The sequence below is a fragment of the Flavobacterium jejuense genome (genome assembly GCF_006491595.2).
Taxonomy (GTDB): domain Bacteria; phylum Bacteroidota; class Bacteroidia; order Flavobacteriales; family Flavobacteriaceae; genus Flavobacterium; species Flavobacterium jejuense.
This window is the reverse complement of the sequence record NZ_VEVQ02000009.1, coordinates 161,533-177,252: the sequence shown is the minus strand read 5'-3', so window position 1 is coordinate 177,252 and position 15,720 is coordinate 161,533. Positions and strand designations below refer to the sequence as shown.

At 26.9% G+C, this 15,720-nt stretch carries 14 protein-coding genes; 4 read left to right on the top strand and 10 right to left on the bottom strand.

Annotated features, from left to right (window positions below; translation table 11 throughout):
• Positions 1-120: 120 nt before the first annotated feature.
• From tamL to FIA58_RS14480, 9 genes are all read right to left on the bottom strand, one after another.
• Complete coding sequence (gene tamL, locus FIA58_RS14520) at positions 121-2,406, bottom strand: translocation and assembly module lipoprotein TamL (RefSeq protein ID WP_140963208.1); 2,286 nt, start codon at positions 2,404-2,406, stop codon at positions 121-123.
• An 8-nt stretch (positions 2,407-2,414) separates the two neighbouring features.
• Complete coding sequence (locus FIA58_RS14515) at positions 2,415-7,373, bottom strand: translocation/assembly module TamB domain-containing protein (protein WP_140963207.1); 4,959 nt, start codon at positions 7,371-7,373, stop codon at positions 2,415-2,417.
• Between the two features lie 91 nt (positions 7,374-7,464).
• On the bottom strand, positions 7,465-8,310 hold the full coding sequence (locus tag FIA58_RS14510; protein ID WP_140963206.1) for a mechanosensitive ion channel family protein: 846 nt from the start codon (positions 8,308-8,310) through the stop codon (positions 7,465-7,467).
• A 9-nt stretch (positions 8,311-8,319) separates the two neighbouring features.
• On the bottom strand, positions 8,320-8,697 hold the full coding sequence (locus FIA58_RS14505) for a membrane lipoprotein lipid attachment site-containing protein (RefSeq protein ID WP_140963205.1): 378 nt from the start codon (positions 8,695-8,697) through the stop codon (positions 8,320-8,322).
• A 5-nt stretch (positions 8,698-8,702) separates the two neighbouring features.
• Positions 8,703-9,251 carry a hypothetical protein gene (locus tag FIA58_RS14500; RefSeq protein WP_140963204.1) on the bottom strand — a complete coding sequence of 183 codons (549 nt, stop codon included), beginning with the start codon at positions 9,249-9,251 and terminating at the stop codon, positions 8,703-8,705.
• The gene (locus FIA58_RS14495) at positions 9,251-10,372 is read right to left on the bottom strand and encodes an AI-2E family transporter (RefSeq protein WP_140963203.1); all 1,122 of its coding nucleotides are present in this window, start codon (positions 10,370-10,372) and stop codon (positions 9,251-9,253) included. The genes FIA58_RS14500 and FIA58_RS14495 overlap by 1 nt, the downstream gene beginning before the upstream one ends.
• A 73-nt stretch (positions 10,373-10,445) precedes the next feature.
• Positions 10,446-10,631 (bottom strand): CsbD family protein, encoded by a 186-nt coding sequence (locus FIA58_RS14490; RefSeq protein ID WP_140963202.1) that lies wholly within the window; start codon positions 10,629-10,631, stop codon positions 10,446-10,448.
• Positions 10,632-10,677: 46 nt separating this feature from the next.
• The gene (locus tag FIA58_RS14485) at positions 10,678-11,157 is read right to left on the bottom strand and encodes a Dps family protein (RefSeq protein ID WP_140963201.1); all 480 of its coding nucleotides are present in this window, start codon (positions 11,155-11,157) and stop codon (positions 10,678-10,680) included.
• Positions 11,158-11,195: 38 nt separating this feature from the next.
• Positions 11,196-11,453: a hypothetical protein gene (locus FIA58_RS14480; protein ID WP_140963200.1), complete on the bottom strand. Its 258-nt coding sequence runs from the start codon at positions 11,451-11,453 to the stop codon at positions 11,196-11,198.
• Between the two features lie 133 nt (positions 11,454-11,586).
• Between FIA58_RS14480 and pyrF the strand changes: the two genes are divergently transcribed.
• From pyrF to FIA58_RS14460, 4 genes are all read left to right on the top strand, one after another.
• Complete coding sequence (gene pyrF / locus FIA58_RS14475; RefSeq protein ID WP_140963199.1) at positions 11,587-12,417, top strand: orotidine-5'-phosphate decarboxylase; 831 nt, start codon at positions 11,587-11,589, stop codon at positions 12,415-12,417.
• Positions 12,418-12,419: 2 nt separating this feature from the next.
• Positions 12,420-12,923 (top strand): hypothetical protein, encoded by a 504-nt coding sequence (locus FIA58_RS14470; RefSeq protein ID WP_140963198.1) that lies wholly within the window; start codon positions 12,420-12,422, stop codon positions 12,921-12,923.
• Positions 12,920-13,723, top strand: a complete 804-nt coding sequence (locus FIA58_RS14465; RefSeq protein ID WP_140963197.1) for an ABC transporter substrate-binding protein — start codon at positions 12,920-12,922, stop codon at positions 13,721-13,723. Before FIA58_RS14470 ends, FIA58_RS14465 begins: the two co-directional genes overlap by 4 nt.
• Positions 13,724-13,788: 65 nt before the next feature.
• Positions 13,789-14,601, top strand: a complete 813-nt coding sequence (locus tag FIA58_RS14460) for an alpha/beta fold hydrolase (RefSeq protein ID WP_208022814.1) — start codon at positions 13,789-13,791, stop codon at positions 14,599-14,601.
• A 400-nt stretch (positions 14,602-15,001) separates the two neighbouring features.
• On the opposite strand, the gene FIA58_RS14455 is transcribed toward FIA58_RS14460, so the two are convergent.
• Positions 15,002-15,712: a DUF4197 domain-containing protein gene (locus FIA58_RS14455; protein WP_140963196.1), complete on the bottom strand. Its 711-nt coding sequence runs from the start codon at positions 15,710-15,712 to the stop codon at positions 15,002-15,004.
• Positions 15,713-15,720: the final 8 nt, after the last annotated feature.

Genomic DNA, 15,720 nt, shown 5'->3' with positions numbered 1-15,720 from the left:
TATTCAAAACTAGAAATAAAATGAATTCTCTTACTTATATAATTTTTTGAAAATCTTACATAATTATATCAATTTATATTTATTCTTTACAATCATAAAATAAAATAGTAGCTTTTATGACTAGAATGGATAGCCAATTGCTAAATTGAATATCAGATTTTCTTTTCTCCAGTTTCCATTTCCAAAATTAATATCATCAATAACCCATTCTTCTCCTTTGGGTAAATAAGGTTTTCGTAAAGGAAAAGCAAAATCAGTTCTTAAAACTAAAAAAGAGAAGTCAAAACGCAATCCAACACCAGCTCCAATAGCTAGTTGATTCATAAAGTTCTTTGAAAAAGTAGCTCCAGGTTTATTAATATCTTCATTTAATAACCAGATATTTCCTCCATCGACAAAAACAGCTCCTTTTACTAAATCATAAATTTTTGTTCTTAATTCAGTATTAAATTCAAATTTTAGATCTCCTGATTGATCTGGTAAAAAAGTATTATTTGTAGTATCAATGAAAGTTCCAGGACCAATAGATCTCGCTCTAAAAGCCCTAATACTACTTGTTCCTCCTATGAAAAATTGTTTAATGAAAGGAAGTTCATTAGAATTACCATAAGGAATGCCAACTCCCATAATTATTCTACTAGCTAATTTGGTATCTTTATTAAAATTCAAATAATGTCTGAAGTCGATTTCAAATTTTGAAAACTGACTAAAAGGAACTCCTAAAATAGTTTTAGGGTTATTAACATCATTGGCTCCTAATATAAGTCTGGTTGCATTTGCTGATAAATCTAAAGCACCTTTAAAATAGAAGGTATTCTTTTTATTTGTCAACATCGAGTTCGTATAGGTATAAGAATAGGTTGGACCAAAAATAAGCTGTTTCTGAATCACTTTTTCCAATGAAGTATTTTCTGCTATCTGTTGTTTATATAAATCAGTAATACCATTTGATGAAGTATAAGTAATATCAAAAACATTTAAATTATGTTCTTTTCTTTTATTCTCTTTCCATAAATATCCAAAAGAACTTTTAAAAGTTTGTAAAGAATACAGTTTTGATCTGAATTGATATTCATAACTTAATATCGCTTTTGTTCGAGGAACATAACCACTAGCTGTATGTGTTTTAAAAGGAAGAATAAATCTTGGCCATGTTAAGCTAGATTCTCCACCAAATCGATATACATTAAAACCATTATTTTGACCTGAAACTTGTACTTCTAACCCTCCAAAAACAGATAAAGCCAATAATTCTGCTCCTTTAAAGGTATTTCTATTACTCCAGTTAATATTTAGCTCCGTTCCTGAATAATTTGCAGAATTACTTTTGGCCAAAGCCTCTAATCGAATGGATTTCTTAGGTAATGGAGTTAAATAATAATAAGCATCTAGATAATTACCAATAGTATCACTTTCTTTAAATTGATTTTTTACAAACTTAAATGTACCTAAAGTAATAATTCTATTTAATGATAAGTTATGATTTGTTCTGTTGTATAAATCCCCTTTTTTAAAGTATAAAGTGTTTTCAAAAACAACAGGCTTAAAAAGTTTTTCATCATCAATGATAGTGAAATTTTCATATTTTGTTGTTGCATTAGGATTTATATTCAAAGTGTCATTATCAATTTTAAAATTAGAATAAACATAAACTGAATTGATGTTGAAAGCTTGTTTGGCTTTTTCTGGAGTGTCTTTTTTTATAGCTAAAATAACATCAACTTCATGGTTTCCTACTGTACTGTCTACTTTAGTAATTAAAAAATTCTCATTGAAATAGTAGTATCCTAACTCTTTTAGTTTAGTGTCAATTCTATTTCTTTCATTTTTAATTTTTTCTAAATCATAAGCTTCACCAACTTTTAAAAAACTATCTTTTTTTAAATTGGTAATTTGTTTGGCTATTGTCGTTGAATCTTCTGGATATACAATTTGTTTTATTTTGTATTGATGATTTAATGTTACCTTATATTTTGCAATTCCTTTTTTACCTCTTTTAGTAGAGTCTGAAATAGTTTGTACATTGAAGAAGCCTTTGTTTTCAGTATAATTTTGAATAATTTTATTATTATATGATAAATCTACTTCACTAAATAAAACGGGTTTTCTTCCTAATTTATATTTGATCCAATGTCTAAAACCTTTTTCTTTTTTTACATCTCCTGCAAGGTTATAAAAGAAAATGTCTGGTCTCATACCTAAAATTGAACGATTTGGTTTTGGTCTAATTAAACCATCTAAGTTGTTTTCGATATTTTTTCTTTCCGATTTGGTTACTTTTTCACCATTAACCTCTAATTGATGTCCAATATATAACAAATCACCCTCAGGAATATTTTTAGTACCACTACAAGAAAATAGTAGTAGAGTAATTGTAACTAAATAAAGGAGCAAATGCTTTTTCATAGAGAATTTTATTGTTTTTTTGTTGCTTTTTTCTGAAATAGTTCTTTAAATTTATCATAGTTCATGGTAATTATGAAAGCAACTCCAGTTTCAATTACTTGTCCTTGTAAAGCTACTTGATAATTATTCTTTCTATAGGCTTTTAATTTATATCTACCATCTTTAGTTATCAAATATTCGGCAGTAACATCACCAGCAATATTATTTGCTTGTTCATTTTCATTTTGAGAACCTTCAATTCCAAAACTACTTCCAACAGTTACTTTCAAGCGATCGTCTAATAACTCTTTTGAAATACCAACATTTAAATCGGTTCTATCTTGTTTTTGACCAGAGGAATAATCCTCAGTGGCTTCTAAATCAAAGTCAATTTCAAAACCTTTAACTAAATCACCTGCTAATTGATTTAATTGTTCAGATAGAATTCGACTAGCGCTTTGTTTTGCTAAATTAGTAGCACTTAAACCACCGCTTTCACTTTGAAAAGGATTTTCACCTATAAATCTATTTAATAATAAAACAGCAAAAACTTGTTTGTTTAAAACATCATCTTGTTGTCTAATTTGTTCTAATTTGGCTTTAGTTGTATTAATAACTTCTGTAGAAACATCATTATTTCCATCTGGTAATACGATATCAAAATTAATCTCTGGAGTCATTAGTTCACCTGTCATTTTTAATTGCGTCTCAAATGGAATTTTTTGCTTGTAAGTGTTTCTAGTTTCTGTCGAAACGTTTCCTAATTGATCATTTACTAGATCAATAGGAGCAATTTCAGATTTGTAAATGGCAGTTATTTCAACATTAGCTGTAGTTGGTTCTCCTGTCCATAAAATATAACTTCCTGGTTTTATATCAAATTTCCTTTTAATTAGATTAAAGCTCATTTCATAAGAACCGTCTGTAAATTCATATTTACCTGTTAACGTTGTTTTCCCAGAAGCATCAATTCCTCCATTTAATTTAGCTTCTCCTTTTAGTTTTAAAAAGTCTCCATTAGTTTTGTCAATAATAATAGAAATTTCAGCTTCTTTATCAATTTCAATATTTACAGAAGCATTAATTCCTTTTATGCTTGTCTCTGTAATTTTTTTCATTGGATCTTCAACAGTAATTAAAACAGGTTGGTCTTGATCAATAAATTCTACAATTCCTTTTCTATCTGCTATTGACGGATCTTCTTGTGGTAAAACAATTGTAAACTTAGTGTCTTTATTAATTTTAATATTCCCATTAACAACAGGATTGTTTAGATTTCCTTTTATATTAATTGAATTGTCTAAGTACAATTGTCCGTAAAATAAGTCATTGTTTTTCGCTTCTGAATTAACTGCTTTAAAGTTTTCTGCTACTATATTTAAGTTAAATCCTAAATTGGAATAATCAGAGCTATTAATTGTACCATTAATTTTTAAATTATTATCGTTTTCATCTTTTAATTTAAAATCATTGAATACAATTTCATTGTGATTAAATATAATTTTATCATTGATTAATTTAAATTTTGAATTTAAAGGAATTAAATTAAAACCAACTTGATTGAATTGTATATTACCATCAATATTAGGATTAGAAGCTTTTCCAGCAACTTGTAGCTTACCATTTAAGTACCCTTCACTATCTTTTAAATTGCCTAAAGTGAAAGCTTGAAGCGAACTCATTTTTAATTTTTGTAAATTAATATTGAAATTCAAAATTTCTGAACCAGTTTTATAATCACCAATAACTTTTACTTTATTATCATTACCTGTTAATCCTAAATCAACAGTATAAGTGTTGGCTATTTTATTATCAATTTTTAAAGCCATGTTTCCTACCGTATCCTTTTTTATAGTAAAATTTTCAATAGCTAAATCAGCAATAAAAAGAGGAGATTTATTTAAATTTTCAATTGTAGTATTTCCTGTAACTGTTCCACCAAACTCATAATTAGAACTAACAATATTTGTAATAGATTGTAATTTAAAATCTTTTAAATTGACTTCTATTGGAGCTGAAAAATCATCGCTTTTAGATTGAATAGTTATCGAATTTTGATTTTTAGAAAGATTGAAATTTTTAATATTAATTCCACTTTGTGACATTTGAATACTGTTGTCTGAATCAATAGTCCAATTTTCGTAGTTTAGAACTAATTTTTCTGGATTTAAATTAATTTCTGATAGTTCGTTTTTCACCAAATAATTTCCAGAAATAGCATATTTTTCGACTTCTTTTAAATCAATAATACTTACTTGATAATCGATTTGATTATTTTCAATTTTACCTGAAATTTTTGTTTTTGGTACTATAAAAGCATTGTTTTGAATCTTGGCAACATTTAAATTATATATTAAAGCTTCATTTTTAGTAGTAATTGAAAAATTTCCTGCTGTAATTTGGTTTCCAGCATAGTTTAAATTTGGAACAGAAGCATTAACTACTATTGAATCGTTAGCAGAATTATAATTTCCACTGATTGAAATGGCTGACATCTCTTTTAAATCGGGAACAATTTTCTTTATAATTTCTTCTTCTTTGATATTGATTTCAAAAGTTAAGTGTTGTGGTTCGGAAGGTGTTTTATTACCGGAATTGGAATTGGTATTTAAATATTTAGAAAAACTATTTGTGAGAGCATTACTAATTGTAGCTAAATTATAGTTTCCATTAATAGTTGCATTTGCAAACTGAGATTTTAAAATAATGGAATCTTTTTCAGCGGAAGAAACAGCTCTTAAAGTTAGGGTGTCAATTGGGAATTGTTCCTGTTCTAGAGCGACTAAGAAATTGGTGACACTTAAATTTCCGTTGAGGTTTTCTAAATCAAGAGTATCAAAATCAGCATTAATATCTCCTTTTAATTTTAAAGCATTAGCATATAAGTTGAGTTTGTTTAAATCTATTAAATCTATTTTTAAATTTAGTTTGGCTTTTGGAGTTTCTCTACCAAAATCTCCAGAAGTATTTAAATTGAATGTTAAATTAGGATCAGTAGCTTTTGAAAATACATTAAAATTTCCTTCTTTTATCGTTCCATTCAAAATGATAGAATTGTAATTATACTGATTGTAATTTGCGGAAAGAATTTCCATTTCTATTTTTGCATTGGCTTTTTTAGGATCAAAAGAATTTCCTTTTATAGTTGTATTTAAAGAAACCGTTCCTAAATCTTTATTTTGAATTAATTTACCAATATTAAATTGGTCTAAAGAAGTTATTATATTATATGCCTCATGATTAGGTTTAGATAAATTTAATGAAGCGTCAACAATTGCATTTCCGTAGGAACTCTTTAAATTTAATTTCGTCTCAAAATTAGTGATATAGCCTTTAAAATTTCCATTAGCGATGAAATGTTCTGGTAATGTTATTGTATTTGGTATTGATCCTTTGGGAATTAAATTAGCTATGTCTTTTGAAGTACTTTCTATAGTTGAAATTATTAAATCGATGTAAGTTTGGTCTACATTTGGTAAACCTAAAATGGAACCTTTTAAATCTATTTTTGTTGCACCAATTCCTGATATTTTAAACGTTTTTATTTGAAGGTTACTCAATTTTCCATTTACATTAGCTGTAAAATTTACAATACTGTTTTTATATTGATCAAATGGAGAAGTAGTTGCTAAATCTGGAACTAATAAAAGAATGTCTTTAAAACCTATGCTACTATTACTAAAGTTAGCTTGCAACTGAATATTTTCTGGATTTTTTGTTAATGAAGCTATAGAAGTGTATTTTAAGGCTATATTTTCATTTTTTAAATGAGTTTGTGGAGTAATAATGTTTAAGTTTTTAAGAAAAGCATTTTGTTCTGCATATTCAAATTGTGTACTTAAATTATTTAGTATAAAACCGTTTTTTTCTAAAAAGTTGAAACTAGTTATAATACCAGATGACTTTGTCGTAGTATAAGTTAAATCATTTGCTTTAAAATTTAATTGAGTAACAGATAAATGATTTGGATCTAAACTCTTTTTGTGCACTTCAAAGGTGTTATTATCGTAATCTAGATTAATGTTTGAAAAACTAATTGTATTTACACTTAGATTCCAGTTTGAATTAGTAGTTTCGCTTTTTGTTTCAACTATTTTTTGATCAAGTTTTCCTAAAGCTAATTTTCCATAAGTATCCTCAAGAATTAAATCGTTTATTTCAATTTTTTGATTTTTAAGATCTATGTTTTTAACAGTAGTTTTTAGTTTTTCAAAAGCAATATTTGTGTTTAATTTTGAAGTCTCATTTTTGTAAGAAACAGCTATTTTAGTTAGGTTTATTTCATTGAGTTTTAGATCTAGAATTTTAGCTTTAGTCTGATTTTTAATATTTTCTTTGACTTTTGTAGTTGTTTCAACTAAACCTTGATTCAAATTTAGTTGCAAACCGTCTAGCTGAATTTTAGGAATATCAAAAGCTAAATTGTTGAGGTCAAAAGTATTAAATTCTGTTTCAAAATAATTAATAGTAACATCTAAATCATTTTTACTAACAACATCTTTGTAATAGAATTTACTTTTCTTAATTTTAATTTGGTTAATATCGATAACCATTGGTTCAGAAGTAGAAGTCTCATTTTTATTAGCAAAAGCTTCAATAATATAATCAAAATTGAAAAGAGAATCTTTGTTTTTGTTGATTTTAGCTGTTATTCCTTCTAAATAAACATGATTAATTTCAACGGAATTTGATATTAATTTAAAAAGACTAATATCAACATCTAGTTTTTTTCCAGCTACTAAAGTATCACCAGTTTGGTCTTCAAAATAGAAATCGTTTATGATTATTTTTTTGGGTAATCCAATTTCAATAGAACCTATAGCTACATTTGTTTGTATTTTATTCGATAAATAGCTAACAGCCTTATCTTTAACAAAATTCTGTACAAAAGGAATTTGTAAAGCAATAATTAAAAGAAAAAAAAGTCCAAGAATTGAACTTATTATCCAGAGTATTATTTTTAAATATTTTTTAAATTTCTTTTTCAAAGTTTGACTATATAATTTGCAACCTTATACTGATATTGATAACGTTTACAATGATAAATAATTACTTTACTTTTATATTGCTATAAAAGTACTATTTTTCTAACATTTTAACTTCAACAATGTCTGATGGTAAACCAAACCCTTTATCCATCAATGATTTAAAAATTTTTAGCATTATATTGCTTTTTAATTTTGCACCTGGCACTTTGATATTATCAGTCATGAACCAAAAGAAAACTTTAACATTAACAGTACTGGTTGCCAGTTCATCAATTACTGCAAATGGTTCTGGATATTGCAATATAGCTTCTTCATTTTTTAAAATGTTTTCAATAATGTCTAAAGCTTTTTGCGTATCATCATTGTAATCTAAACCAATTAAAAAATCGGTTCGTAATAAATCATCTAAAGTATAATTTACCAATCCATTTTTCGCAATTAATCCATTTGGAATAAAAACTTCTTTTCCATCTAATGTTTTAATTAAAGTTTCTCTCAAAGACATATTAATAACTTTACCTTTAAAACCATTAATTTCTATTAAATCACCAATTCTGAAAGGTCTTTTGAAAGCCATTATTATTCCAGAAAGAAAGTTTTCTCCTATATCTTTTAATGCAAATCCAATAATAAAAGTAGTAATTCCAGCTCCAGCTAATATTTTATCTGTGATTTCTCCTAAACCTAATATGCTTAACGAGATAATTAATAAGAAAATTGTTAATATTAAAGCGATTACATTTACTAAAAAATCACTTACTAAAGGGTCTTTTGATTTTTTATCAATAAAAGTGTAAGCAACACCTTTTAGCTTTCGTATGATTAATAAACCAATACCAAATACGATTATTGAAAACACAATTGAAGGCATGGATTCATAAAGATTGATCCAAGTTTTACTTAGCATGTTCTTAAAGTTTTCAATTTGCTCATTCATACTTTGTAATTATTTGGTTAATTCAATTGTTTGTACTTCATTTTCACCATTTGTAGATTTCCAAATTTGAGAGCTATTTTTGCTTTCTAAAATAATCCAGGTCTTCGCAAAATCTGAGTTTTCACTATCAATAGTGATATACTTTTCTGTGGCTTTCCAAGTAAAAGGAACATTGTCTTTTTTGGTTATACCTAGCACAGTATAGTCTAAATTTTTTTCTCCTTCATTATTAGATTTGAATGTCATTGTACCAATATTATTCAATGAAATATTTTCAATACCAGGTTTAGTAGTTTGATATTTACTTACATTCCATTCTCCAACAATTTTAGGAGAACAAGAGCTTAATATGAATACTAATGAGATTAAAAATGTAATTTTTTTCATGATATTTATTTTTTATTATTAATAATAATTTGTTTGATTTTTATAGTATCAGAGATAGAAGAATTAGCTGTTTTTTTATTATAATTCAACATGTATTTAAAAATCGAATCCTGAACATATGTAGTACCATTATCTGTTTGTTTAATTTCATAATACCTGATATTGTCTTTAATATCTTTAAAAGTTGATCCCACTTTTAACCCTAATTCTGTAAAAGCTTCAGATGAAGTAACTATGATATCACTTATAATGAACTTATTATCTGGAGAAGTAATTATTTGAGCTAAACTATCATATTGAACAGTCGATAAAGTATAATTATCAATATTTATAGAGGAGCTATTTTTAGTTAATAGTAATTCATGTTTGTTTATAGAATCGTTAATGGTTATACCTAAAAAAGATTTTTTTCTAATTAGTAAATCAATAGTAGAATTATTCATAATTGATTGTCCTATTTCTTCTAATTTATCTTCGTCAATGTTGAATTCGTTTTTAATTTTTTTACAACTTAGTAGCGAACTTAATAAGGTAATATATAGCATGAATTTCATTACTGTTTGTTTTTTATTTTTCTTATTTCTTTCCAAATCTTTAATCGTCTTCTTGCTTTACTCTTTAAAAATTCATCTGTTGGTTGACCTAATAAAAATCCGATAGCACGAAACTGAGGAGAATGATCGAAAATTACTTTCAAACTTGCAGTTACAGGTAAAGCCAAAACCATACCTGATGTTCCCCATAACATTGAGAAAACAATTATGGATAGAATTGATACAAAAGCATTAATACTCACTTTCGAGCCTGTAATATTTGGTGTAATAAAATTGCCTTCTATAAATTGGATAAATCCAAAAATACCAATTACTCCAACGGCATACCAAGCAGAATCTTTTGTTGCTAAGGCTACTATAGCTGGTAAAAGAGAACCAATTATAATGCCGATATAAGGTATTAATAATAACAAAGCACATAAAAAACCAAAGAAAAAAGGATAATCAATTCCTAATATTAATAATCCAATAGAATTTAAACAACCAACTATTAGCATAACGGTAAGTAGACCAATTAAATAGTTTTGTTGCACTTCGTAAAGTTTGGTTAAAATTTCTTTAGTTTCTCCCTTACTGCACTTTTTTGAACAAATTGAATAGATGAAACTAATAAAGAATTTTCTATATAATAAAAAGAAAAACATGTATAAAGGAACTAGTACTAGATTACTTAAAATACTTCCAGAAGCCATTAAAAAACTGGTAATATCCGAAAAATTATCCTTTACGACTTTGCCCATTTTCATATTCTCAGTTTGGATAATTTCTTCAGATTGAATGCCTGTGGATTTTTCTGCTTTATTAATTAAGGGGATTATTTTTTCTTTTGCACTAGTATAGTATTCATTTCTTTTTGAGGCAATTTCCTCTACTTTAATTCCTACAAAAGAAACAACAGACATCACTAAAATAGTTAGAGTAATTATAGAAACAAGAGCAGATAAAACTCTATTGAATCTAAATTTTTTTTCTAAAAAAGACACAATAGGATATAATAAAACACTTAAAATTATAGCAAACAATAAGGGAATGATTAGTCCTTTTAACATATAAGCAATAAATATTATGGCAATAAAACCTAATAAATCTAAAGCGCTGTGATGTTTACTTTTTGTGTCCATATTATATTTCTTAAATTATATTGAAAAAGAGGCTTTCACCTCTTTTTGTATTGTTAAATAACATAACTATATGCTACAAGTCTGCAATCCATTTTTTGATTTCATCTTTAGTTTTTCCAACTTTTTTTTGAATTCGACCATACAATTCATCTTCTTTACCTTCTTCGTAAAGTAAATCATCGTCTGTTAAATCAGCATATTTTTGTTTTAGTTTACCTTTAACTTCGTTCCAGTTTCCTTTTAATTCTGTAGTGTTCATAATATTTGTTTTTAAATTAATAATTTATTTTGTTTTTATTTACTCTCTAGCTTAAATATTTTCTTAAAATCCATGATTTAGATTCATGATCTAGTAGAATTCCTGTTAGAAAATCTGCAGTTCCAGCATCTTTATGTTCTTCTGCATTTTCAATAAATATTCTTAATTGAACAATTATCTTTTCATGATCATCTAATAATTCCTCAAGCATTTGATTTTGGTTCACATATTTTGATTCCTCTGATAGTATAGAATGTTCAATAAACTCTTTCATTGTACCAATAGTCTTTCCTCCAAGCTTGCTAATTCTCTCAGCTACTTCATCAATAGTTTCTTCAAGCTTACCATATTGGTTTTCAAAAAGTTTATGCAATTCCATAAAGCTGTTTCCAGTTACATTCCAATGAAATTTTCTACTTTTTACGTATAAAATCATTTCATTAGATAATACAATGGTTAAATCTTTTATGCTGTTTGATAAATCTTTTTTTTCTAATCCAATTTTAGGTTCTAATATAGCTTCCATAATGATTTTATTTATTTGATTTTTTATTTAATACAAAGTTAAGCAGCAGCCTTGGAGAACGACTTACATGATTTTTGACAATCTTTATATAATTTTAATAATTTGTTTTTAAGCTCTTTATTTTTAAGCAATTTGTCTTCTACTATATTTTTTTTACACTCAATAGCTAATGATAACATGAACATTTCAAAATAATTAACTTGTTTGGCATTAATTATTAAATCGTTTGTACAAGTAGCAATTAAAATACACATACAGTTTATGGTTAATTTATTAAATAGGACTATAGCTTTCATATGTATTACTATTTATAATACAAATCTATACAGCACAAGCCTTTCATTATTTATATAATTTCAATAGATATTTACACAATATTTATTTTTGAAGTTTAAACTTTGTAGATTTGCAGGAACAACACTATTTCTCATGACAACAGAACAATTAATTAATCAAATTGAAACAAAAAAATCATTTTTATGTATTGGTTTAGATGTAGATTTGACTAAAATCCCACAACACTTTTTAGAAACAGAAGATCCCATTTTTGAATTCAATAAAGCTATTATTGATGCTACACATGATTTGTGTGTGTCTTATAAACCAAATACCGCTTTTTATGAAGCTTATGGTATTAAAGGTTGGCAGTCTTTACAAAAAACAATCCATTACATTAATGAGAAATACCCAGAAATTTTTACAATTGCAGATGCAAAAAGAGGAGATATAGGAAATACTTCATCAATGTATGCCAAAGCCTTCTTTGAAGATCTACAGTTTGATTCGGTTACTGTTGCTCCTTATATGGGTAAAGATTCAGTAGAACCCTTTTTGACTTTTGAAAACAAACATACGATTATGCTAGCGCTTACCTCAAATGAAGGTGCTTTCGATTTTCAAACTAATCCCGAACTTTCCGGAATCAATGGAAGAGAGTTATATAAACAAGTTTTAGAAACCTCAAAAAAGTGGAAAAATTCTGAAAACTTAATGTACGTTGTGGGTGCCACCAAAGCGGAATATTTTACAGAAATTAGAAAAATTGTTCCTAATAGCTTTCTTTTAGTACCTGGTGTAGGTGCTCAAGGTGGAAGTTTGTCAGAAGTGTGTAAATATGGAATGAATGAATCTATTGGTTTATTAATTAATTCCTCTCGCGGTATAATTTATGCTTCAAACGGGATTGATTTTGCTGAAAAGGCTAGGGAAGAAGCTTTAAAATTACAGCAAGAGATGAAACAAATTATTTTAAATAAATAAGAATGACTAAAAGAGATTTTTTTCGATTAATTATCAAGATTTACGGACTTTATTCTTTAATTCTTTCGTTATTTACTTTTTTACCTCAAAACATTTCTAATGTTGTTTTTTATAAAGATGAAATTTGGGTAAGATTAGTTATTATTACTTCTGTATTTTTAATGCTAACACTGTTTTATATTTTGTTATTTAAAACAGATTATATTATTGATAAGTTAGATTTAGATAAAGGTTTTGATGATGATGTCATTATTTTAGGAGATTTTAAAAATGAACAACTATTAAAATTAGCCATTCTTTTAATTGGAGGCTTTTTAATTGTTGACTATTTCCCGAATTTTATTTTTGAAGCCGTAAATATTTTTAAAATGAAAGCCACTAATTATGCGATTTTGGGAACTAAAATTGATTATTTTAATTTTTCAGTTTCAATTGTCAATGTTATTTTAGGATTGCTTTTTATTACCAATTACAAAACTATCAGTAATTTTTTAAATAAAAAATGAGACAATTCATCGACCAAATAGGGACCTCACACACTTTTGAAAATACACCGAAACGGATAGTTTCTTTAGTACCTTCTCAAACGGAATTATTATACGATTTAGGTTTGGAAGATGATATTGTTGGAGTTACTAAATTTTGTATTCATCCGTATCATCTAAAAGCTACTAAAACTGTTGTTGGTGGAACCAAAAAAATAAAATTTGATAAGATAAAAGCCTTACAACCTGATATTATTATTTGTAATAAAGAAGAAAATACCAAAGAAATAGTAGAAGAGTTAAGCCAAATTTGTCCAGTTTGGGTAACCGATATTCTTACTATTGAGGATAATAGTAAGATGATCCAAGATTTTGGTTTACTATTTAATAAACGTACTGATGCACAAAAGTGGATTGATAAAACTAATTTTGCGTTACAAGATTTTAAACAATTTATAAAAGACAGACCTATAAAAAAAGCAGCTTATTTTATTTGGGCTAATCCTTATATGGTAGCTGGAAATTCAACTTTTATTAACGAACTATTACAATTAAATCATTTTAGTAATATTTACGAAAACAAAGAAAGCCGTTACCCTGAAGTGGAATTAAGGAAAATTCGTTTAGAAGGAGATCCAGATTATGTATTTTTATCTTCAGAACCTTTTCCTTTTAAGGACGAACACGCTTTTGAAATTGGAAGAGTGACTCATCATGCAAAAACTGTTTTTGTTGATGGAGAAATGTTTTCTTGGTATGGTAGTAGATTGGTTAAAGCGCTTGCCTACTTTAAAAAGTTGCATGAAAAAATACAAGATTAATTAATAATTGTTTAGAGTTACTATTTGGTCTAATATGCTACATTTGTATTTCTAAAAAAACTCTATTGATTTCATATACAATTTATCAAGCTGAATCTGCCGAAGATATTTCACAAATTAATCCAGAAAAACAATGGGTGACTTTTGTGCATGGAGCTGGTGGAAGTTCTTCTATTTGGTTCAAACAAATTAGGGCTTTTCAAAAGCATTTTAATGTGTTGCTTTTAGATTTAAGAGGTCATGGTAATTCGAACCAACAAATCAAAACGGCTTTCAAGCAAAAATATACTTTTAAATCCATTGCTACTGATGTAATTGAGGTGATTAATCATTTACAAATTGAATCCTCTCATTTTGTGGGCATTTCGCTAGGTTCCATTATAATTCGTCAATTAGCTGAAATGCATCCTGAAAAAGTAAAAAGTATGATTTTAGGTGGAGCCATTTTAAAAATGAATTTTCGTTCTCAAATATTAATGCGGTTAGGAAATTTATTTAAGTATGTATTACCTTATTTAATTTTATATAAATTTTTTGCATTTGTAATAATGCCAAAAAAAAATCATAAAAAATCACGTTTACTCTTTATTAATGAAGCTAAGAAGTTGTATCAAAAAGAATTCATAAAATGGTTTAAACTTACCGCAGAAATAAATCCAATTTTGCGTTGGTTTAGACAAGTAGAATTAGAAATACCGACTTTATATGTAATGGGTGAAGAAGATTATATGTTTCTTCCAGCAGTTAGAGAAGTAGTTAAAAGACACGTAAAAACAGCCGAACTTTTTGTAGTGGAAAATTGTGGACATGTAGTAAATGTTGAGCAACCTATGATTTTTAATGAAACTGTAGTGAATTATTTAAAAGAAAAGTTTTAAAAACAAAAAAATACCACGCTTATGAGAACGTGGTATTTTTTTAACTAACCTTAACCAAACAAATATGAGATTTGTTACTTTTAACACTACAAATATCCAACTACTTTGGCTTTATTTGTGTTAACACTTTACTATAAATTTGTTATATTATGTTAAAGTTCAAATCTGGTTTTTTTATCTCGTAAAGCAATTATTTTTTAAAGGGATTAGTTATTCATTATTTAAAATGAAAATTTAGAATATAAAAAAACCACGTTTATGAGAACGTGGTATTTTTTTAACTAACCTTAACCAAACAAATATGAGATTTGTTACTTTTAACACTGCAAATATCCAACTATTTTTGCCTAAGGTATGTTAACGATGTGTTATATATATGTTATTGAATATTAAAGTTTTCTTATTTGTTATCTTGTAAAGCAAACACCTTTTTCAATAAATCAGAAGTTCTTGAACTCAACTTGGTTCTAATGTTACCTTCTTCAACTGCAATCATTTTAAAAACACCTTCCATTGCTTTGTTAGTAGTATAATCTGTTAAATCTGGATTTACCTTATTTACAAAAGGAATACTATTGTATTTAGTAATGATATTTGTCCATACTTTATCAGCTCCAACTTTAGTAAAAGAACTTTTAATTACTGGATTAAATTTATCATACAAAGCATTTGATGTAGTACCTTCTAAATAAGATGTAGCAGCTCTGTTATTACCCATTAAGATATTCTTTGCATCATTAAAAGTCATTTGTTTTACTGCATCAACAAAAATAGGTGTTGCTTCTTTTACGGCATCTTCTGCAGCTCTGTTTAATACTTTTAAACCTTCATCTGCTAATTTAGATAAACCAATATCTCTTAATCCTTTGTCTACTTTTTGTAATTCTTCTGGTAATAGAATTTTTACCAAATCATTTTTGAAAAAACCATCAGTTGCTGTTAATTTAGTTACTTGTTTGTCAATTCCATTATCAAGAGCTTCTTTTAAACCATTTGCAATATCTAATTGACTAAGCCCTGGTGTTCCTTGTGGTAATTGGTCAACTACTTGTTGTAATTCAGCACAACTTATACCAATAAAGGCTAATAAAACTAATCCAATTTTTTTCATACGTATTA